Annotated in this window: 21 protein-coding genes and 1 pseudogene; 1 reads left to right on the top strand and 21 read right to left on the bottom strand. The window is 63.9% G+C overall.

Translation table 11 applies throughout. From position 1 onward, the window contains the following. Positions 1 to 15: 15 nt before the first annotated feature. The 19 genes and pseudogenes from acpS to JM946_RS31585 form a co-directional block, all read right to left on the bottom strand. Positions 16 to 414: a holo-ACP synthase gene (gene acpS / locus JM946_RS10225; RefSeq protein ID WP_203167191.1), complete on the bottom strand. Its 399-nt coding sequence runs from the start codon at positions 412 to 414 to the stop codon at positions 16 to 18. 84 nt (positions 415 to 498) lie between these two features. Next, positions 499 to 1227, bottom strand: a complete 729-nt coding sequence (pdxJ, locus tag JM946_RS10220) for a pyridoxine 5'-phosphate synthase (protein WP_203167190.1) — start codon at positions 1225 to 1227, stop codon at positions 499 to 501. Between the two features lie 12 nt (positions 1228 to 1239). Next, the gene (gene recO / locus JM946_RS10215; protein ID WP_203167189.1) at positions 1240 to 1983 is read right to left on the bottom strand and encodes a DNA repair protein RecO; all 744 of its coding nucleotides are present in this window, start codon (positions 1981 to 1983) and stop codon (positions 1240 to 1242) included. Next, positions 1980 to 2948, bottom strand: a complete 969-nt coding sequence (gene era, locus JM946_RS10210; protein ID WP_203167188.1) for a GTPase Era — start codon at positions 2946 to 2948, stop codon at positions 1980 to 1982. The genes recO and era overlap by 4 nt, the downstream gene beginning before the upstream one ends. A 19-nt stretch (positions 2949 to 2967) precedes the next feature. Next, positions 2968 to 3660 carry a ribonuclease III gene (gene rnc / locus JM946_RS10205; RefSeq protein WP_203167187.1) on the bottom strand — a complete coding sequence of 231 codons (693 nt, stop codon included), beginning with the start codon at positions 3658 to 3660 and terminating at the stop codon, positions 2968 to 2970. A 6-nt stretch (positions 3661 to 3666) separates the two neighbouring features. Next, positions 3667 to 4044, bottom strand: a complete 378-nt coding sequence (locus tag JM946_RS10200) for a DUF4845 domain-containing protein (RefSeq protein WP_203167186.1) — start codon at positions 4042 to 4044, stop codon at positions 3667 to 3669. Between the two features lie 57 nt (positions 4045 to 4101). Further along, on the bottom strand, positions 4102 to 4899 hold the full coding sequence (gene lepB / locus JM946_RS10195; RefSeq protein ID WP_203167185.1) for a signal peptidase I: 798 nt from the start codon (positions 4897 to 4899) through the stop codon (positions 4102 to 4104). 11 nt (positions 4900 to 4910) lie between these two features. Continuing rightward, a complete protein-coding gene (gene lepA / locus JM946_RS10190) occupies positions 4911 to 6713 on the bottom strand; it encodes a translation elongation factor 4 (RefSeq protein ID WP_203167184.1) in 1803 nt (600 codons plus the stop codon). A gap of 111 nt (positions 6714 to 6824) precedes the next feature. Continuing rightward, entirely contained in the window at positions 6825 to 7070 is a 246-nt protein-coding gene (locus JM946_RS10185) for a glutaredoxin family protein (protein WP_203167183.1), read from the bottom strand. A 20-nt stretch (positions 7071 to 7090) separates the two neighbouring features. Beyond that, on the bottom strand, positions 7091 to 8161 hold the full coding sequence (locus JM946_RS10180) for a MucB/RseB C-terminal domain-containing protein (protein ID WP_203167182.1): 1071 nt from the start codon (positions 8159 to 8161) through the stop codon (positions 7091 to 7093). Then, the gene (locus JM946_RS10175; protein ID WP_203167181.1) at positions 8161 to 8868 is read right to left on the bottom strand and encodes a sigma-E factor negative regulatory protein; all 708 of its coding nucleotides are present in this window, start codon (positions 8866 to 8868) and stop codon (positions 8161 to 8163) included. The genes JM946_RS10180 and JM946_RS10175 overlap by 1 nt, the downstream gene beginning before the upstream one ends. Before the next feature lie 124 nt (positions 8869 to 8992). Continuing rightward, positions 8993 to 9577, bottom strand: a complete 585-nt coding sequence (rpoE, locus tag JM946_RS10170; protein WP_203167180.1) for an RNA polymerase sigma factor RpoE — start codon at positions 9575 to 9577, stop codon at positions 8993 to 8995. A gap of 152 nt (positions 9578 to 9729) precedes the next feature. Further along, on the bottom strand, positions 9730 to 10245 hold the full coding sequence (locus JM946_RS10165; protein WP_203167179.1) for a hypothetical protein: 516 nt from the start codon (positions 10243 to 10245) through the stop codon (positions 9730 to 9732). Beyond that, positions 10187 to 10483 (bottom strand): FAD assembly factor SdhE, encoded by a 297-nt coding sequence (locus tag JM946_RS10160; RefSeq protein ID WP_203167178.1) that lies wholly within the window; start codon positions 10481 to 10483, stop codon positions 10187 to 10189. Before JM946_RS10160 ends, JM946_RS10165 begins: the two co-directional genes overlap by 59 nt. Before the next feature lie 63 nt (positions 10484 to 10546). Further along, positions 10547 to 11329: a succinate dehydrogenase iron-sulfur subunit gene (locus JM946_RS10155; RefSeq protein WP_203167177.1), complete on the bottom strand. Its 783-nt coding sequence runs from the start codon at positions 11327 to 11329 to the stop codon at positions 10547 to 10549. A 2-nt stretch (positions 11330 to 11331) separates the two neighbouring features. Then, the gene (sdhA, locus tag JM946_RS10150; protein WP_203167176.1) at positions 11332 to 13116 is read right to left on the bottom strand and encodes a succinate dehydrogenase flavoprotein subunit; all 1785 of its coding nucleotides are present in this window, start codon (positions 13114 to 13116) and stop codon (positions 11332 to 11334) included. Further along, positions 13113 to 13499 (bottom strand): succinate dehydrogenase, hydrophobic membrane anchor protein, encoded by a 387-nt coding sequence (sdhD, locus tag JM946_RS10145; RefSeq protein WP_203167175.1) that lies wholly within the window; start codon positions 13497 to 13499, stop codon positions 13113 to 13115. The genes sdhA and sdhD overlap by 4 nt, the downstream gene beginning before the upstream one ends. Beyond that, a complete protein-coding gene (sdhC, locus tag JM946_RS10140) occupies positions 13496 to 13891 on the bottom strand; it encodes a succinate dehydrogenase, cytochrome b556 subunit (RefSeq protein WP_203167174.1) in 396 nt (131 codons plus the stop codon). The genes sdhD and sdhC overlap by 4 nt, the downstream gene beginning before the upstream one ends. A 26-nt stretch (positions 13892 to 13917) precedes the next feature. Then, positions 13918 to 14052 (bottom strand): annotated as a pseudogene (locus JM946_RS31585) (DUF1674 domain-containing protein); the annotation flags it as partial. A gap of 175 nt (positions 14053 to 14227) precedes the next feature. On the opposite strand from JM946_RS31585, the gene ygfZ reads away from it, so the two are divergent. After that, complete coding sequence (ygfZ, locus tag JM946_RS10130) at positions 14228 to 15121, top strand: CAF17-like 4Fe-4S cluster assembly/insertion protein YgfZ (protein ID WP_203167172.1); 894 nt, start codon at positions 14228 to 14230, stop codon at positions 15119 to 15121. A gap of 419 nt (positions 15122 to 15540) precedes the next feature. Here ygfZ and lysS read toward each other — a convergent pair whose 3' ends face one another. Further along, positions 15541 to 17082, bottom strand: a complete 1542-nt coding sequence (lysS, locus tag JM946_RS10125; protein ID WP_203167171.1) for a lysine--tRNA ligase — start codon at positions 17080 to 17082, stop codon at positions 15541 to 15543. 6 nt (positions 17083 to 17088) lie between these two features. Next, positions 17089 to 18184, bottom strand: a protein-coding gene (prfB, locus tag JM946_RS10120) for a peptide chain release factor 2 (protein WP_203167170.1) whose coding sequence is annotated in 2 segments (ribosomal slippage) — positions 17089 to 18120 and positions 18122 to 18184 — 1095 coding nt in all. Because the reading frame shifts where the segments join, the coding sequence is not laid out codon by codon here. Between the last annotated feature and the right edge of the window lie 29 nt (positions 18185 to 18213).

Genomic DNA, 18213 nt, shown 5'->3' with positions numbered 1-18213 from the left:
CACTCGACAGCGCAGTTAAACGTTTCGCCGCATCAATATCGCCACCGCTACGACCAGGCCAGCCTCGTCCGTCAGCGTGATGTGTCCTTCGCCGATGCCGAGGCGCTCGCGCAGTTGCTGGCCGCGCTCGGACCAGATGATGTCGGGTCGGCCGAATTCGTTGGCGGCCACGCCGATGTCGCGAATCCACAGTCCGTGCCGGAAGCCGGTGCCCATGGCTTTGACGATGGCCTCCTTGGCGGCAAAGCGCATCGCCAGGAAGCGCGCCGCTCGAGACTGGGAGCGCGACTGGGCGCGAAATGCCTCGAGCTCGGCGGGCAACAGCAAGCGCTGCACGAAATGCTCGCCGTACCTGGCATGCAGCCGCTCGATGCGCTCGATCTGCACGACGTCGGTACCGATCCCAAAAATCATGTCAGTAGTGGGCTGTTCGAGACTGGCCGTTGACCAGCGAGGCAGCTGCCGAACAACCGCCGATTGCTGGCAGCCAACGCCTGCTCAACGCCCCGCCCGGGCGGCCAGCATCAGGCGCTTCATTTCCGACACGGCCGTCGCGAGCCCATGAATCACGGCGTGCGCGACGATGGCATGCCCGATGTTCAATTCGACGATCTCGCTGATGGCGGCGATGGGCTGCACGTTGTGATAGTGCAAACCATGGCCGGCGTGCACCGTCAGTCCCAGCTGAGCCGCATGACGAGCCGCAACCTCGATGCGCTTGAGCTCCTTGGCGCGATGCTCGCCGAGCGCTTCTGCGTACGCGCCGGTGTGCAGCTCGACCACTGGCGCGCCGACGCGAACGGCGGCTTCCAGCTGGGCCGGCTCCGGATCGATGAACAACGAAACGCGGATGCCTGCCTCGCCGAGCCTGGCGCAGATGCGCTTCAACGACTCCTGCTGGCCGAGCACGTCGAGCCCGCCTTCGGTGGTGACTTCGGTGCGCTTCTCGGGCACGAGACAAACATCCGGCGGCCGCACTTCCAGCGCGATGCGCACCATCTCATCGGTGGCGGCCATCTCCAGGTTCAGCCGCGTCTGCAGCGCATCCTTGCACATGCGCACGTCGCGGTCCTGGATATGCCGACGGTCTTCGCGCAGATGAATGGTGATGCTGTCCGCGCCGGCCTGCTCGGCGATCAACGCCGCGAACAGGGGATCAGGATAGGTAGTGCGCCGCGCCTGACGCAGCGTGGCCACGTGATCGACATTGACACCGAGGTGAAGCATTTGAGAATGCTGTCATTTTCCCTTTCGCAACGCCAGCATCACTTGCCGGCTGCGCAGCTCGCGACCATCCAGGCAGCGGTCCAGGGCGTCCCGTAGCAGCCGCCGGGCCTCGGCGCACACCTCGGCGTCGGACAACTCCTCGCGGCCCAGCGACAGCAGCGTTGCGCCGGAATAAACGCCGCTATAAGCCGGAGCACCTTCGGCGACGCCTTCCACGCGCACCGGCCCCTGCTCCATCCGGTAGTGATAGGACGCGCCGGGCTCGATCTCCGCGCCGCTTTGAACATCGCGCTCCAACGCGAGCCCGTAACCGATGGCTTCGAGCAAGCGCTTCTCGAACAGTCGCAATGGGCGGATCGCGTCCACGTGTTTCAGATCTTCGAGGGTCCGCGAATACAAGGCGAACACGTCGGGATGGCTGTCATGGCGCGCGAACAGCTTCAGCAGCAGCTCGTTCAAATAGAAACCGTGCACCAGCCGATCCGGCGGCAGCGGCGTCATCGCGCCGTCGAACTCGGCGCCGGTCAGCTGCCCTGCTTCGCCGCGGCCGGTCCAGGACACCAGCAGCCGATTGAACGGCTGCAGGATGGACAGCAGTGAAGAATTGGATTTACTGCCGCCGCGCGCGCCGCGGGCAAACACCGAAACGCGACCATGATCGCGTGTGAACAATTCCAGAATCCGGCTCGTGTCGCGATACGGCCGGTGATGCAGCACATAGGCAGGTTGTAACTGTATGCGGCGAGCGTCGCTCACATCTCGTAGCCGAGTTGTTTCAGCGCCATTTCGTTATCGGACCAGTTTTCCTTGACCTTCACCCACAGCTCCAGGTGCACCGGCTGGCCGAACAGATTGGACATTTCGATGCGCGCCGAGCGGCCCACTTCTTTCAACTGCTCGCCGCCCTGGCCGATGACGATGGCTTTCTGGCCGGTGCGCTCCACCCAGATCACGGCGTTGACCAGCAGCCGTCCATCCTCTTCCTTGAATTGCTCGATGGCCACGGTCAGCCCGTAAGGCAGCTCCTGCCGCAGACGCAATGTGAGTTTCTCGCGCACGATCTCGGCGGCCTGGAACTCCGGGCTGCGATCGGTCACCTGATCGGGCGGGAAATGCGGCGGCGACACCGGCAGATGACGCGCGATGATCGACGGCAACTGTTCGAGATTGCTGTTCTTGAGCGCCGACAGCGGCACCACTTCGACGAACTCGGCGCGACGGCTCATCTCGGTGATGTAAGGCAGCAGGCGCTCGCGCGGCGTGACCTTATCGACCTTGCTGAGCACCAGAATGATGGGACGCTTTTGCTGTTTCAAAGCATCGAGCACGCGCTGATCCTCGTCGGTCCAGGTGAGCGCTTCGACGACGAACAGATTGATGTCGGCATCGGCCAGCGACGACAGCGCGGCGCGATTCATGTGACGGTTCATGGCGCGACGGGCCGTGGAATGAATGCCCGGCGTGTCCACGAAGATGATCTGTTCCTCGGGCCGGGTGAGGATGCCCAGGATGCGATGACGGGTGGTCTGCGGCTTGGGGCTGACGATGCTCACCTTGCGTCGGAGCAAGGCGTTGAGCAGCGTCGACTTGCCGACGTTGGGCCGGCCGACGATGGCGGCGAATCCACAGCGATACGTCCCGGGGACGTCGTGGCCCTCGGCGCTCGCGTCGGACTCATTGGCGTCATCGAGCTCGGGGGATTCTGGAGGCTGCTCGCTCATCGGATCGCAAACAAATACATCAGGTGGAAATTCCTTGGGCTTCGTGGAACGCGTTCAGCAGCAGCTGAGCGGCGGCCTGTTCCGCACGGCGCCGGCTCGCGCCGCTCGCCGACACCTTCAGGCCCAGCGAGCTGACCGTACAGCGCACCTGGAAGACCTGATTGTGCGCCTCGCCGGAAATGGATTCGACTGCATATGATGGCAGCGGCAGACCGCGGGCCTGCAAAGCCTCCTGCAGGCGCGTCTTGGGATCCTTCAATTCATCCGCGCTCGGCAGCTGCCCCAGCCGGGGCTGTACCAGCCGCTCGATCACGCCGGCGGCCGCTTCGAACCCACCATCCAGATACACCGCGCCGAACAGCGCCTCGAGCGCATCGGCCAGGATGGATTTGCGTCGGAAACCGCCGGACTTGAGCTCGCCCGAGCCGAGCCGCAGCTGGCTGCCCAGGTCGATCTCGGCGGCGATCACCGCCAGCGCCTCGCCGCTCACCAGGCTGGCGCGGAAGCGGGACAGATCGCCTTCGTTGGCGCTGGCGAATCCGTGGAACACCAGCTTGGCGACCACGCAGTTGAGCACCGCGTCACCGAGGAATTCCAGCCGCTCGTTATGCGAGCCGCCGGCGCTGCGATGCGTGAGCGCGGACTCGAGCAGAGCCGGGTCCCGGCACTCGTATCCAAGCTTGTCTCGCAGCCATTCGCGCGCGGTCTTCAATGCGGACTAGGTCCCCGACAGGTTGCCGCTGCCGACCGGCACGCTCTTGTCGAAGTCGGCCACCAGCGAAATATTGGAAATGAACGGCACCTCGGCTCGATACCAGGCGCGCATCACGAAACCGTTGCCGGCGCGTTTGATCTCGATGTCCTTGGGATCGATGCTCTTGATGTCCTCGACCGTCCAGCGGCGGATCAGCGAGGTGCGCAGCGTCTGCTGGCTGGCGCCGGGATTTTCCTTGGCGGTCTGCTCCAGGGCCCGCACCACCGCCATGTATTCCATGTACAGGGGCACCAGGCGGATCACGCCGTAGATGCCGAAGCCCAGGACGGCGACGATGCTCACCATGCCGAGAAACGTGGCGCCACGCTGACGGGAACGCATGCTTGCAACTCCGCTAATGGCCGCTTGGGGCCGGAACTGGCGCGAAAGATACCCCAATCAACGGATTGGATCGCCGATCCGGTCCCAGATTGGCGCCGCCGGCAGGTCCCAGTTGAGCCAGATCCGCACCGCTTTGCCCACCAGGTTGCGCTCGGGCACGAAACCGACCTCGAAGAAGCGGCTGTCCCGGCTGTTGTCCCGGTTGTCGCCCATGAAGAAATAGTGCCCGGCCGGGACGATCTCGTCGTAGTCCCGCGATTCGCCGGCGCGACGCGGCAAGTACAGCACATGGTGCTCGACGTCGCCGAGATACTCGGTGGCCAGCTCCGCATCGCTGTAGCCATGGCCCCGGTAGCTGCCGTTCTTCTCGACTTTGACCCGCTCGCCGTTGATGTACAGGTTCTGGCCACGCACCACGATGTGGTCGCCCGGCAGGCCGACCAGCCGCTTGATGTAGTTGGTGGCCGGATCCTGCGGCAGGCGGAACACGATCACGTCGCCCCGCTGCGGCTCGCCGATCGAAACGATCTTGGAATTGAGCACCGGCAGCCGCAGGCCGTAGGAGAACTTGTTGACGAAAATGAAATCGCCGTCGAGCAGCGTCGGCATCATCGAATCGGAGGGGATGCGGAACGGCTCGAACAGGAACGAGCGGATCAGCAGCACGATCAGGATCACTGGAAAAAACGAGCGTGCGTACTCGACCAGCATCGGCTCGCGGATGTTGTCGGGCGCGACGCCCTTGGCGCTGGCGGCGGCCACGCGCTGCGGCTTGAAGGCCAGCGTGTCGATGCCCCAGATCAGGCCGGTCAGCAACGTCGCCGCGACCAGAATGAAAGAGAAGTCGTAGATCATGCTGTGTCCACTTATTCTTTCTTGGTCTTGCCGACCTGCAGGACGGCCAGGAACGCCTCCTGCGGAATCTCGACCGAGCCCACCTGCTTCATGCGCCGCTTGCCTTCCTTCTGCTTCTCCAGCAGCTTTCGTTTGCGCGACACGTCGCCACCGTAACACTTGGCCAGCACGTTCTTACGCAGCGCCTTCACGGTCGCGCGGGCGACCACGTGACTGCCGATCGCGGCTTGCACGGCGATCTCGAACTGCTGCCGCGGAATCAGCTCCTGCATCTTGTCGACCAGCTCGCGGCCGCGCGCATATGCATTGTCGCGATGGACGATCAGCGACAGCGCGTCGACGCGGTCGCCGTTGATGAGCACATCCAGCTTCACCAGCGGCGCGGTTTCGAAGCGGTTGAATTCGTAATCGAACGAGGCGTACCCGCGGCTCACCGATTTGAGGCGGTCGAAGAAGTCCAGCACCACTTCCGCCATGGGCATTTCGTACTGCAGGGACACCTGATTGCCCACATACAGCATCTTGGTCTGCCGACCGCGCTTCTCCGTGCACAGCGTGATCACGGCGCCGACGTACTCCGGCGGCAGCAGAATGTTGGCTGTGATGATGGGCTCGCGCAGATCTTCGATCTCATTGCTCGGCGGCAGCTTCGATGGATTGTCGACGTTGACGGTGGTGCCGTCGGTCTTGAGGATCTCGTACACCACCGTGGGCGCGCTGGTGATCAAGTCCAGGTTGTACTCGCGCTCCAGGCGCTCCTGCACGATGTCCATATGCAGCAGGCCGAGAAAGCCGATACGGAAGCCGAAACCCAGCGCGGTCGAGACTTCCGGCTCGTAATGCAGGGCCGAGTCATTGAGCTTGAGTTTGGCGAGCGCGTCTCTGAAGTTTTCGTAATCGTCCGACTGCACCGGGAACAGGCCGGCGAACACGCGCGGCTGCACCTGCTTGAAGCCCGCCAGCGGCTCGCTGGCCGGACGATTGTCGAGCGTGATGGTGTCGCCCACCGGAGCGCCGTTGATTTCCTTGATGCCGGCGATCACGAAACCCACCTCGCCGGTTTGCAGCGTTTCGCTGGTCAGCGACTTGGGCGTGAAGCGGCCGAGCTTGTCGACCTGATGCGCCCGTCCCGTCGACCACACCCGTATCTTCTGACCGATCTTGAGCGAGCCGTTCATGACGCGCACCAGCGACACGACGCCGACATAGTTGTCGAACCACGAATCGATGATCAGCGCCTGCAGTGGCGCTTCGGGATCGCCCTTCGGCGGCGGAATGCGCGCGACCAGTTGTTCCAGCAGCTCGGGCACGTTCTCGCCGGTCTTGGCGCTGACGCGCACCGCGTCGCTGGCCTCGATGCCGATGATTTCCTCGATCTCCTTGATCACCCGGTCCGGATCGGCCGAGGGCAGATCGATCTTGTTGAGCACGGGCACCACTTCCAGGCCCTGCTCGATGGCCGTGTAGCAGTTGGCGACGCTCTGCGCCTCCACGCCCTGCGCGGCGTCCACGACCAGCAGCGCGCCATCGCAGGCCGCGAGCGAGCGGGACACTTCGTAGGAGAAGTCCACGTGGCCCGGCGTATCGATCATGTTGAGCTGATACGTCTGGCCGTCGCGCGCCTTGTAACGCAGGGACACGCTTTGCGCCTTGATGGTGATGCCGCGCTCTCGCTCCAGATCCATGGAGTCGAGCACCTGCGCTTCCATCTCGCGGGCTTCCAGGCCGCCGCACAGCTGGATGAAACGGTCCGCGAGCGTGGATTTGCCGTGATCGACGTGCGCGATGATCGAGAAGTTGCGGATCAGCTTCATCAGAAGGCTTGTATTTTCTAGGCCGGAGAGTCTGGGCTGGCCGGGGGACTGGCCGGCGGCGGCGGATTATAGCGGGGTTGGCGTCGCACTGTGGCGGCTTCCGCCGCCGACTTAGGACCGTGTGCCGGTAATCAGCCGCACCCGTTCCGGGTCCAGCCGGTAATCGCAGACGAATTCGTCATCGGCCAGCAGCACCGGAATGCGGTGACCGTACTTGCGAGCCAGGGCCGGGTCCTGGTCGACGTCGAGCACCTCGACCCTGGCGGCCTCGGCCGGACTGAGCTCGTGCGCGAGCTCAGCGAGCAGCTGCTCGCACAGGCTGCACTCGGGACGGCCCAGCACAGTCCACTGAGTCATAGCGGGAGTTACTGCCGGAATTACTGCTGGGGCGGTGGCGGTCCCGGCTGATGGGCCGGGGCGGGTGGCGCGGCCGGCGCCGGCTTGGCGCCTTCTTTGGCCACGCCAGCGGCAATGGCTTCCAGCGTCACCGGCGGGACTTCGCCTACAGCGGTCACCTGGTGATCGTCGAGCGCGCGGGAGAAAGCGAAAGCGGCGCCCACCTTGGCGAGCCCCTTGATGGGCTCCGCCTGCGGATTGCGCGGCTCGATGAACACCGACACCGACGCCAGGCCATCCGAATACACCAGGTGCTGCACTGGAACGCTGGAGCCTGCGATGAACTGGATGCGCCACGCCGTGAGCCGGAAGCCCGCGGGCGGACGAATCACGCCCCAGTTGCCGGTCTGACCCGCGGCCAGCTGCGGCTGCGCGTCCTGCCGGATCCACCGGAAACCTTCGCCGCTGATCGACGGCTTGAGGCTGTCGGCGGGAATGCGATCACGGAAATTCAGCTCCGCGAACAGGATCTGTTCGATCACCCTGCCCTCGCGATCGCACAACTGCGACTTGAGCGGCATCGCGGTTTCATCGTCCAGCCACAGCCGATAGCCGTACCGGAACTGGTCGCGCGGCGTCACATTGATGACCTGGGTCCGGCGACCCAGCGCCTTGGTGAACGGGCCACGCTCGATGTTGTAGTGAGTTTCGAGCTCTTCGTTGTAAGCCGGCACTGCGGCCAACAACGTGTTGTCGTCGGTGCGCTTCTCCACCAGCACCGTGCGACGGTCCGGCAGATAGCAGATCACTTCGGTCTGGTTGCGGATGATCTCGCGGCCGCTGCCGTCGAGCGAGACGAGGCGCTCGGTCACCTTGCCTTTATCGACACGGTGATAGATGCGCATCGCCTCGGAGCGCGAATCGCGCAGATGGAAGAATCGGCCTTCGTAGTTGCGCGTGGCCAGCGCTTCGGACATCCGCTCCAGCCACTGGCGAGCTTCTCGATCCCCGGCGTGAACCGTGGACACCAGCATCGCGGCAAGCAGACTAACCGGCCATCTCAGCGCACGTTTCATGAACAAGGGCGGGACAGTGGCGCGCAGTGAAGCCATCAACGTTCCGGAGCACCGTGATTGCTAATGGAAATCTTGACTTCGGCTTCGCCGGCTTCGAGCGCCTGCGCCTCCTCGTCATCGGCCAGCACGCCGCTCCACACCGAGCGCCGGCCGAGCGGCGAAGAGAACTCGCCGTGTGCGACTACGTAGTTGGTCAGACGCGTAGCCGGGATGAATGCGTTGTTCGAAGTTGAGGTCGGCACCACGTAACTCGACTCGACATTGGTCACGGCGATCGAGGGCTCGTTGGCGGCCGGCTGATTCGCCGCCACCAGCGGCGTGCTGACGCTGCCAACCTCGGGCTGACCGACGGGCTGCATGCTGAGCACGGCGACCGCGGCGACGCCGGCGGCGATGGCCATGCCAGCGGCTGGCCGCAGATAACGGAGTGCGGCGGGAGAAATTCGGGGAGCGCGCACGGCCGCGGCCGGCCTTTCTAGGCGCTTCGGCGCGACGCTCGTAGGAGTGGCCGATTCCTCGCGCGCGGGCTCGGCGGCCACTGCTGCCATTACTTTGCTGGCGAAATCGCGGGATGCGATCGCTGGGCGCTCGGCCCGCATCGCCTCGCCGATCAGCGAGTAGCGCCCGATGGCGGCGCGCAGCTCAGCCTCCCGCTCCACCCGCTTCAACAGCAGATCGAGCTCTGCCGCCGGCAGTTCGCCGTCGAGGCAGGCAGAAAGCTGTTCGTTCAGAGCATCGGTCATGCTGTCACCGTGATCATCGACACGCTCACCACATCGGGCAACATTGCCAGTAATCCACAACTCAATTCAATGCACTCCCAATCCATGCAATCCGGCCATGCTCGCCATCCAGGCCCCGCGCCACTCAATCGAGCAGCGGCTTGAGCTTTTTGTCGATGGCCTCGCGCGCCCGGAAAATGCGGGATCGCACCGTGCCCACCGGGCAATCCATCGCTTCGGCAATCTCCTCGTACGACAAGCCTTCCAACTCGCGCAGCACGATGGCGGTGCGCAAGTCCTCAGGCAGCTGTTCCATGGCTTCCTCGACCACGCCGCGAATCTCGTCCGTCAGCAGCACGCCCTCCGGCGTATCGGCTTCCTTCAGTTTCGCCTGCCGCTCGTACTGATCCGGATCCTGCAGATCCAGGTCGAAGTCCACCGGTCGCCGCCGCTGCGACACCAGTGCGTTCTTGGCCGTATTGATCGCGATCCGATACAGCCATGTATAAAACGCACTATCGCCGCGGAACGACGCCAACGCCCGATACGCCTTGAGGAACGCCTCCTGGGCGACATCCTCCGCCTCGGCCGCGTCGTTCACGAACCGACCCACCAGCTTCAGCACTCGATGCTGATACTTCAGCACCAGCAGGTTGAACGCCGTCTGGTCGCCCGCCTGCACGCGCCGGACCAATTCCTGGTCGGTGGTGTCATCCGCTGTGGTCGTCAAGCGCCCGCTCCCTGCCTGTCAGGCGGAAGCGCACTCAACGGGAACGCAACGACTGCTCCCATAGACTGATGGGCCGCGCGAAAGTTCGCCGCGACATAAGCTTCCCTGAACACTCGCTGAGCGAATGCGTGACGGCCTTCAAATTTCATTGTTCAGACACCGGCGCAGCGCGCTTCAGCTCGGCCCGGCTGACGGTAAACGGATTCCAGGCGCAGCCGCACGCCCAGTCGGCGCAGCTCGTTGCCGGCGACATCCCCCTGGAGGATCAACATCGAACGGCTGCGCGGTCCGCCTGCCAAGCCATCGGTGCGCCATCGGAGCCACAGCCACTGGCTGCCGACCCGCGAGTCGGCGGACAGGTGGGCGGGAATATTTTCTTGTCTGCCGTCGCTCAGCAGCCAGCGACCATCGGCATTGCGGCGGATCTGGGTGACACGCCGGGCGCCACCAAGCCATCCATGCCACCAAAGGCCGGCGGCCAGCAGCGCGCAGGCAAAGATGACAAACACGGCGGCAAGGTGGGATGACACAGGCAGCAAAGGGCCGCAGGCCGCCACTGCCAGCAACGCGAGCACGCCGAGCCGACGCTCGCAGCGTCGGCCGCGGACGTCAACGATCAGCGGCTGATGTGCCGCTGGAATCAGCGTTGCGTAATCTGGCAATGACATGCGCCCATTCCGGATCTTCCGGCACCTCGCGTTGCACTACATAGGCAAACAGCTGCGGGTCTGGCGCTTCCAGCAATGCTGCAAAGGCCTGTTGTTCGGCAGCCGGGGCCGAAGGATACCGTTCCTCAAGATACCGTTCGAGCAGCACGTCCAATTCGCGCATGCCGCGGCGGCAGCGCCAGCGCAGCGCGCCAGTACTTGGCTGTTGGGGATCGGGGGTTGGTTCAGAATCGCTCACGCCGCGCCTCTTCTCTGCTCTGGTCTGGCCAACCCCTGACTACTCAGCCGCCAACTACTGGCCTCAGTGGCGACGCTCAGCCATTTTCTTCTTGATCTCAGCGATCGCTTTCGCAGGATTCAGATCCTTCGGACAGGCCTCGGTGCAATTCATGATGGTATGGCACCGATACAGCTTGAACGGATCTTCCAGCTCGTCCAGCCGCTCGCCGGTCGCTTCGTCGCGCGTGTCGACGATCCAGCGATAGGCCGCCAGCAGCGCCGCCGGGCCGAGGTAACGATCGCCGTTCCACCAGTAGCTCGGGCACGAGGTCGAGCAGCAGGCGCACAGAATGCACGCCGCCGGGCGATCGATCTTCTCCTGATCTTCCTTGGACTGCAGCCGCTCGCGATCCGGCGGCGCCGGCGTCCGGGTCTGCAGCCAGGGCTTCACCGAAGCGTACTGCGCGTAGAAATTGGTGAGATCCGGCACCAGGTCCTTGATCACCGGCATGTGCGGCAACGGGAAAATCTTCACCGTGCCCTTCACGTCTTCGGTGGCGCGCGTGCAGGCCAGCGTGTTCACGCCGTCGATGTTCATCGCGCACGAGCCGCAGATGCCTTCACGGCAGGAGCGACGGAACGTCAGCGTCGGATCGATCTCGTTTTTGATCTTGATCAGCGCGTCCAGGATCATGGGCCCGCAGGTGGCCATGTCGACTTCGTACGTGTCGTAGCGCGGGTTCTGACCCGACTCCGGATCGAAGCGATAGATGCGGAAGGTCCGCACGTCCTTCGCGCCGGCCGGCGCCGGATAGGTCTTGCCGACGCCGACAACGGAGTTCTTGGGGAGACGGAATTGCGCCATGGTCAGTACACCCTCGCCTTGGGCGGAACGGGCTCCACGTCGTTGGTCAGTGTGTTCAAGTGCACCGGGCGGTAATCCAGCGTCACCGCGCCCTGCGGATCCACCCACGAGAGGGTGTGCTTCATCCAGTTCACGTCGTCGCGATTCGGATAGTCCTCGTGGGCGTGGGCGCCACGACTTTCCTTGCGGTTCTCGGCGGAAACGATGGTCGCCACCGCCTGGCTGCGCAGGTTGTCCAGCTCCAGGGTTTCGATCAGGTCGGTGTTCCACACCATGCCGCGATCGCTGACGCTGACCCGCTCGAAGGACTGAAAGACTTCCTGCATCTTATACACGCCTTCCTTGAGCGACTCGGAAGTGCGGAACACGGCCGCGTGGTTTTGCATCACGCGCTGCATGTTCAGGCGCACCTCGGCGGTCTTCAGCTCGCCCTTGGCGTGACGGAAGCGGTCGATACGGCTGACCGCGAAATCGCCCGCATCCTTCGGCAGCGGCCGATGTCGGGTGTTCGGCTTGACGATCTCGGCGGCGTGACGCGCGGCTTCGCGGCCGAACACCACCAGGTCGAGCAGCGAGTTGGAGCCCAGGCGATTCGCACCGTGCACGGACACGCAGGCGGCCTCGCCCACTGCCATCAAGCCCGGGACGACCGAGTCCGGGTTGCCGTTCTTCAGCGTCACCACTTCGCCGTGATAGTTCGCCGGGATGCCGCCCATGTTGTAGTGGACGGTCGGCAGCACCGGGATCGGCTGCTTGGTCACATCGACGCCCGCGAAGATCTTGGCGGTCTCGGCGATGCCCGGCAGACGTTCGTGAATCACTTCCGCACCGAGGTGCTCCAGGTGCAGATAGATGTGATCTTTGTCAGGACCGACGCCGCGGCCTTCGCGAATCTCCATGGTCATGGAGCGGCTCACCACGTCGCGCGAGGCGAGATCCTTCGCGTTCGGCGCGTAGCGCTCCATGAAGCGCTCGCCTTGTGAGTTACGCAGAATGCCGCCTTCGCCGCGCACGCCTTCGGTGATCAAACATCCGGCGCCGTAGATGCCCGTCGGGTGGAACTGCACGAACTCCATGTCCTGCATCGGCAGACCGGCGCGCAGCACCATGCCGCCACCATCTCCCGTGCAGGTGTGAGCCGACGTGCAAGAGAAATACGCGCGACCGTAGCCGCCCGTCGCGAGGATCGTTTGATGGCCGAGGAAACGATGCACCGTGCCGTCCGCCATGTTGATGGCCACGACGCCGCGGCACTCGCCGTTGTCCATGATCAGGTCGACGGCGAAATATTCGATGAAGAACTGCGCCTCGTGACGCAGGGCCTGCTGATACAACGTATGCAGCATCGCGTGGCCCGTGCGGTCGGCCGCTGCGCAAGTACGCTGCGCGGTGCCCTTGCCGTAGTGCGTCGTCATGCCGCCGAACGGACGCTGATAGATGCGGCCGTCCTCGGTCCGTGAGAATGGCAGGCCGTAGTGCTCCAGCTCGATCACGGCGCCCGGCGCTTCTTTACACATGAACTCGATGGCGTCCTGATCGCCCAGCCAGTCCGAGCCTTTGACGGTGTCGTACATGTGCCAGCGCCAGTCATCCTCGCCCATGTTGCCGAGCGCCGCGCTGATGCCGCCCTGCGCCGCCACCGTGTGGCTGCGAGTCGGGAAGACTTTGGTCACGCACGCGACCGACAGGCCGGAATGCGCCAGACCGAACGTGGCCCGCAGGCCGGCGCCGCCTGCGCCGACGACCACGACGTCGTAGTAGTGATCGATGAATTGATAGGCGCTCATGCGGCGCTCCCAAATGCAACGCGCAGCACGGAGAAAATGCCGAGAGCGCCCAGGATGAAGTGAATGAACTGCAGCGCCAGCATGCTGACGATCTTGGAGCCGTGATCGCTCACGTAGTCCTCGACCACCACCTGCACGCCGAGCAGCGAGTGATACACCGCCGTGCCCACCAGCAGCGACAACATCACGGCGTTGAATGGATCGTGCATCCACGAAGTGACGGTTTCGTAGCTGCGATCGGGCAGACCGATCAGTGCGATCACGAACCAGAGGCCGAGCAGCACCAGCGCCACCGAAGTGACTCGCTGCGTCCACCAGTGGCCGACGCCCTCGCCCGCCGCGCCCAGGCCCAGCACACGTCCGACCGGACTACGCAGACTCATGCCGCACCTCCAGTAGCCACCAGGACCCACAGGATCGCGGTGAGCACGATCGCGCCCAGAAACACCAGCCAGCCGGTGGCGCGGGCACGCGGCTTCTCGAAGCCGTAGCCCGCGTCCCACACCAGGTGCCGGATGCCGTTCAACAAGTGATAAAAGAACGCGAACGAGAAACCGACCAGCAGAACGCGAGTCAGCGGATGCGCGAACACGCTCTGCGCTTCGGCGTATGCCTCGGGGCCGCTGGCCACCGCGACCAGCCAATAAACAAACAACAGCAAACCGGCGGTGAGCGCGCAGCCGGTGACCCGGTGCAGGATCGACAGGGTGTTGCTGTACTGCCATCGATACATCATGAACGGCGACAGCGGCCGCTCGAATTTTGGATTGCTCATGCGAGTTGTGCCTGGCGAATGACGTATCAGAAATCGATGCAGCGACCGGCTTTTTCCCAATCGCCGAAACGGGTCGGCTCCGGCCCGTCGCGACCGCCGATTTCTTTGCTTCGGGAACCTGCCGCCGCGGGCTCGGTCCCTTTATCGGTAGCGGTCGGATGCTCCGCGGCTGGGCCGGTCCCAGGCGCTAGATCTGGCCGTGAATTTGTATCTGCCATGGAACCGGACGATGATGTCGGGTGACCGTATGCAACGGCCGGTAGTGTGCCAGAAGCCCCCCGGTGCCGGAACGGTAACCTTTTCGTTTGTGACGACGCTTGATTTCGGATTTCACGAATGACTTCCCCGATTAATGCCGCCGCGGGCGCGCCGCCGCTGCCCGCCGCGATTCAGTTGCCCCGGCTCGCCGCCATCCTGGTGACCGGCGCCGACGCGCGTGGGTATTTGCAAGGTCAGCTGACGGCCGATCTGGACAAGCTCTCCCCGGATCGGGTGCAACTGGCTTGCTGCAATTCCCCGCAAGGGCGCGTGCAGGCGGTGCTCTGGATGCTGGATCGTCGCGATGGCATCGCGCTGGTGCTGCCGGCCGCGCTACTCGATGGCACGGTGCTTCGTCTGCGTAAATATGTCCTTCGCGCCAAGGCGAAGATCGAGCCTGCCGGCCATCTTCAGCTCGCTTCGCTCTCCCGCTCCGCCCTGCCCGCGGATGTGACTTTGCCCGAGGCCTGGTCGCATTGTGAGCGCGGCGATGTGAGTTATTTCACATTGCCCGGCGTTTCTGATGTGATGGCCCTTGGCCCGCTCTCTGCTTCTGTGGACGTCGCGCACGAACGTGAGTGGCATTTGTCACAGCTGCGCGCCGGCTTGCCGCAGGTCTACCCTGAAACTCACGAAGCGTTCGTGGCGCAGATGCTGAACATCGACCTGCTCGGCGGCATCAGCTTCGACAAAGGATGCTACACCGGCCAGGAAATCATCGCCCGCGCCCACTTCCGCGGCACTGTCAAACGGCGGATGTTTCTTTTCCACAGCACCGGCCCTGCACCCGCGCCCGGCACTCGCGTCCTGGCCGGCGAGCAGCACGCTGGCGACGTCGTCGACGCCGCCGCTACAGACGATGGTTGCGACATCCTCGCGGTCATCAGCCTCGCTCAGCTCGATTCGCCGTTGCATGTCGATGGGCAGACGGCGCTGCTTAGTCGGAAGTCGATGCCGTACGCGGCGACCTAACGACGCCGATCACGCTCGTGCGTTTCGCACATCGCGTGCGTAGGCTCGTTAGAACTAGAACGGCACAATTGATTGGCCGTCATTTTCGGAGATTCGATTCAAACAGGAAAAAATGGGAACGGCGCGTTTCCGCGGAAACGTCGAATGTTAAATCCGGCAGAGCGGGCTGACAGAAAGGCCTAAGAAAGCCCGGTTCCGGCTGTCGGTTCGCCGGCAGCGATTGCTCACCCAGATAAATTCACGGATCTGGACGTGCGGATTTGCGACGCACGGCCGATCCGTGTGTGCCCCCACACAGCCTGCCCGGAGCGTGAAGCTCAGAGGAGCGCCTAGCGCGCTTCGTCTGTACGGATCAACGCACCGCGCCGCATGCCGCGGGCATAACACCGTCGGCGAAGCGTCGCGACAGCGACAAACGCTCACGCCTCCGGCCGCATATACGGAAACAACAGAACGTCGCGAATCGACGGCGAGTTGGTGAACAACATCACCAACCGATCGATGCCAACGCCCAGCCCCGCCGTAGGCGGCAAGCCGTACTCGAGCGCGCGGATGTAATCGGCGTCGTACTGCATGGCCTCTTCGTCGCCGGCGGTCTTGCGAGCGAGCTGGTCTTTGAAGCGCTGGGCCTGGTCTTCGGGATCGTTGAGCTCGGAGAAGCCGTTGGCGAGTTCGCGGCCGCCGACGAAGAATTCGAAGCGATCGGTGATGAAAGGATCCGAATCGTTGCGACGAGACAGCGGCGATACTTCGGTGGGATAGCCGTAGACGAAGGTGGGCGCCAACAGCCGGTGCTCGGCGGTCTTCTCGAAGATTTCGATCTGCAGCTTGCCCGGCCCGTCGCCGGGTGAATATGGGATGCCCAGCTTATCGCAGTGAGCCCGCAGGTATTCGAGATCGCGCAGCCGAGCGCGCTCGATGCCCGGATTGAAGTGCACCACCAGATCTTCCACGGTGACGCGACGGAATGGCTGACCGAAGTCGAACACCTCGTCCTGATACTTGATCTGGCGCGTGCCGAGAATGGTGTCGCACAGGCCCTGACACATGCGCTCCACCAGATTCATCAGATCGGTGTAGTCCGCGTACGCCTGATACAACTCCAGCATCGTGAACTCGGGATTGTGCCGCGTCGACACGCCCTCGTTACGGAAGTTGCGATTGATTTCGTACACGCGCTCGAAGCCGCCGACCACCAGGCGCTTCAGGTAAAGCTCCGGCGCGATGCGCAGATACAAATCGATGTCGAGCTGGTTGTGATGCGTGACGAACGGCCGCGCCACAGCGCCACCCGCAATCGCCTGCATCATCGGCGTCTCGACTTCCATGAAATCCTGAGCGTCCATGAAGTCACGCAGGTACTTCACGATCCGCGTGCGCGTGCGGAACGTGTGCCGACTCTCCGGATTCACGATCAGATCGACGTAGCGCTGACGATACCGAATCTCCTGATCCGACAGGCCGTGCCACTTATCCGGCAGCGGGCGCAGCGACTTGGTCAGCAGTCGCAGCTTCTCGACCTTGACCGACAGCTCGCCAGTCTTGGTGATGAACAGCGTGCCTTCGGCGCCGAGCACGTCGCCCACGTCCCAGGTCTTGAACTCGTCGTACACGGCGCCGATCGCCGCGCTCTGCACGAACAGCTGAATCTCGCCGCTGCGATCCGCGATTTTGCAGAAGCTCGCCTTGCCCATCACGCGCTTGACCATCATGCGGCCGCCGACTTTCACGCGGACCGTGTTCTTATCGAACCACTCCGGCGCGCGATCGGCGTAGGCCGTGAGCAATTGATCCGCCAGCGCGTCGCGACGGAAGTCGTTGGGGAACGCGACGCCACCGGCGCGGATCTTGTCGAGCTTGGCCCGCCGCTCCGCGATCAATTTGTTCTCATCGACCGCCGTCTCGCCCGACTGCGGAGCCGCGCCTGCGGCCTGGTTCGAAGGATTCTTGGGTTCGGTCATGGTGGCTTACAGGCCCTGCTTGAGGCTCGCTTCCAGGAACGGATCGAGATCGCCGTCGAGCACCTTGTCGGTGGCGCCGACTTCGACGTTGGTGCGCAGATCCTTGATCCGCGACTGGTCGAGGACGTAGGAGCGGATCTGGTTGCCCCAGCTCACGTCCGATTTGGCGTCCTCGAGCACCTTGGCGGCGGCGTTGCGCTTGTTCACTTCGAGCTCGTACAGCTTGGCTTTGAGCATCTTCATCGCCTTGTCGCGATTCTTGTGCTGGCTGCGCTCGGCCTGACACGCCACCACGATGCCGGTAGGCATGTGAGTGATACGCACCGCGGACTCGGTCTTGTTCACGTGCTGACCGCCGGCGCCGCTCGAGCGGTACACGTCGGTCTTCAGGTCCGCCGGGTTGATGTCGATCTGGATGTCTTCGTCCACTTCCGGCGACACGAACACAGAGGCGAACGACGTGTGCCGCCGCGCGTTCGAGTCGAACGGCGACTTGCGCACCAGGCGATGCACGCCCGTCTCGGTGCGCAACCAGCCGTATGCATACTCGCCGTCGAAGTTGATGGTGCAGCTCTTGATACCCGCGACTTCGCCGTCGTTCACGTCGACGACTTCAGTCTTGAAACCGTGCTGGTCGCCCCAGCGCAGGTACATGCGCATGAGCATCTGCGCCCAGTCCTGCGCCTCGGTGCCGCCGGCGCCGGCCTGAATGTCCAGGAAGCAGCTGTGCGGATCCATCTGGCCCGGGAACATGCGCTGGAATTCCAGCTTCTTGAGCTGCGCGTCGATGCCGGCGAGGTCGCGCTCCACATCGGCGACCGCCGAGGGCTCGTTCTCCGCGATGGCCATCTCGAGCAGCTCGGCCGCATCCTTCAGGCCATTGGTGACCCTGTCCAGGGTGCCGACCACCTGCTCCAGGCGGGCGCGCTCCTTACCGAGCTCCTGGGCCCGGTCGGGCGTGTTCCAGATCGCGGGATCTTCCAGCTCGCGGCTTACTTCCGCGAGGCGTTCGCTCTTGTTGTCGTAGTCAAAGAAACCTCCTAAGCGCCCCGCTGCGCTCGGTGAGGTCTTCGATGGTACGGCGGATGGGATTCGTTTCCATGTCTTGGGCGTGGCGTCAGTCGCGAGCAA

The sequence above is a fragment of the Steroidobacter gossypii genome, assembly GCF_016801985.1.
GTDB classification, from domain to species: Bacteria; Pseudomonadota; Gammaproteobacteria; order Steroidobacterales; family Steroidobacteraceae; genus Steroidobacter; species Steroidobacter gossypii.
The sequence above is the reverse complement of the archived record's forward strand: the minus strand, read 5'-3'. Positions and strand labels throughout refer to the sequence as shown.

Excerpts from the sequence above, each read along its gene's own strand:
- lepB (WP_203167185.1), bottom strand. The coding sequence starts at position 4,899 with ATGATCTACGACTTCTCTTTCATTCTGGTCGCGGCGACGTTGCTGACC.
- lepA (WP_203167184.1), bottom strand. The coding sequence starts at position 6,713 with ATGAAGCTGATCCGCAACTTCTCGATCATCGCGCACGTCGATCACGGC.
- era (WP_203167188.1), bottom strand. The coding sequence starts at position 2,948 with ATGAGCGAGCAGCCTCCAGAATCCCCCGAGCTCGATGACGCCAATGAG.
- sdhD (WP_203167175.1), bottom strand. The coding sequence starts at position 13,499 with ATGAGTCTGCGTAGTCCGGTCGGACGTGTGCTGGGCCTGGGCGCGGCG.
- acpS (WP_203167191.1), bottom strand. The coding sequence starts at position 414 with ATGATTTTTGGGATCGGTACCGACGTCGTGCAGATCGAGCGCATCGAG.
- JM946_RS10185 (WP_203167183.1), bottom strand. The coding sequence starts at position 7,070 with ATGACTCAGTGGACTGTGCTGGGCCGTCCCGAGTGCAGCCTGTGCGAG.
- ygfZ (WP_203167172.1), top strand. The coding sequence starts at position 14,228 with ATGACTTCCCCGATTAATGCCGCCGCGGGCGCGCCGCCGCTGCCCGCC.
- JM946_RS10180 (WP_203167182.1), bottom strand. The coding sequence starts at position 8,161 with ATGGCTTCACTGCGCGCCACTGTCCCGCCCTTGTTCATGAAACGTGCG.
- JM946_RS10155 (WP_203167177.1), bottom strand. The coding sequence starts at position 11,329 with ATGGCGCAATTCCGTCTCCCCAAGAACTCCGTTGTCGGCGTCGGCAAG.
- JM946_RS10200 (WP_203167186.1), bottom strand. The coding sequence starts at position 4,044 with ATGCGTTCCCGTCAGCGTGGCGCCACGTTTCTCGGCATGGTGAGCATC.
- lysS (WP_203167171.1), bottom strand. The coding sequence starts at position 17,082 with ATGACCGAACCCAAGAATCCTTCGAACCAGGCCGCAGGCGCGGCTCCG.
- JM946_RS10175 (WP_203167181.1), bottom strand. The coding sequence starts at position 8,868 with ATGACCGATGCTCTGAACGAACAGCTTTCTGCCTGCCTCGACGGCGAA.
- sdhC (WP_203167174.1), bottom strand. The coding sequence starts at position 13,891 with ATGAGCAATCCAAAATTCGAGCGGCCGCTGTCGCCGTTCATGATGTAT.
- sdhA (WP_203167176.1), bottom strand. The coding sequence starts at position 13,116 with ATGAGCGCCTATCAATTCATCGATCACTACTACGACGTCGTGGTCGTC.
- JM946_RS10165 (WP_203167179.1), bottom strand. The coding sequence starts at position 10,245 with ATGTCATTGCCAGATTACGCAACGCTGATTCCAGCGGCACATCAGCCG.
- pdxJ (WP_203167190.1), bottom strand. The coding sequence starts at position 1,227 with ATGCTTCACCTCGGTGTCAATGTCGATCACGTGGCCACGCTGCGTCAG.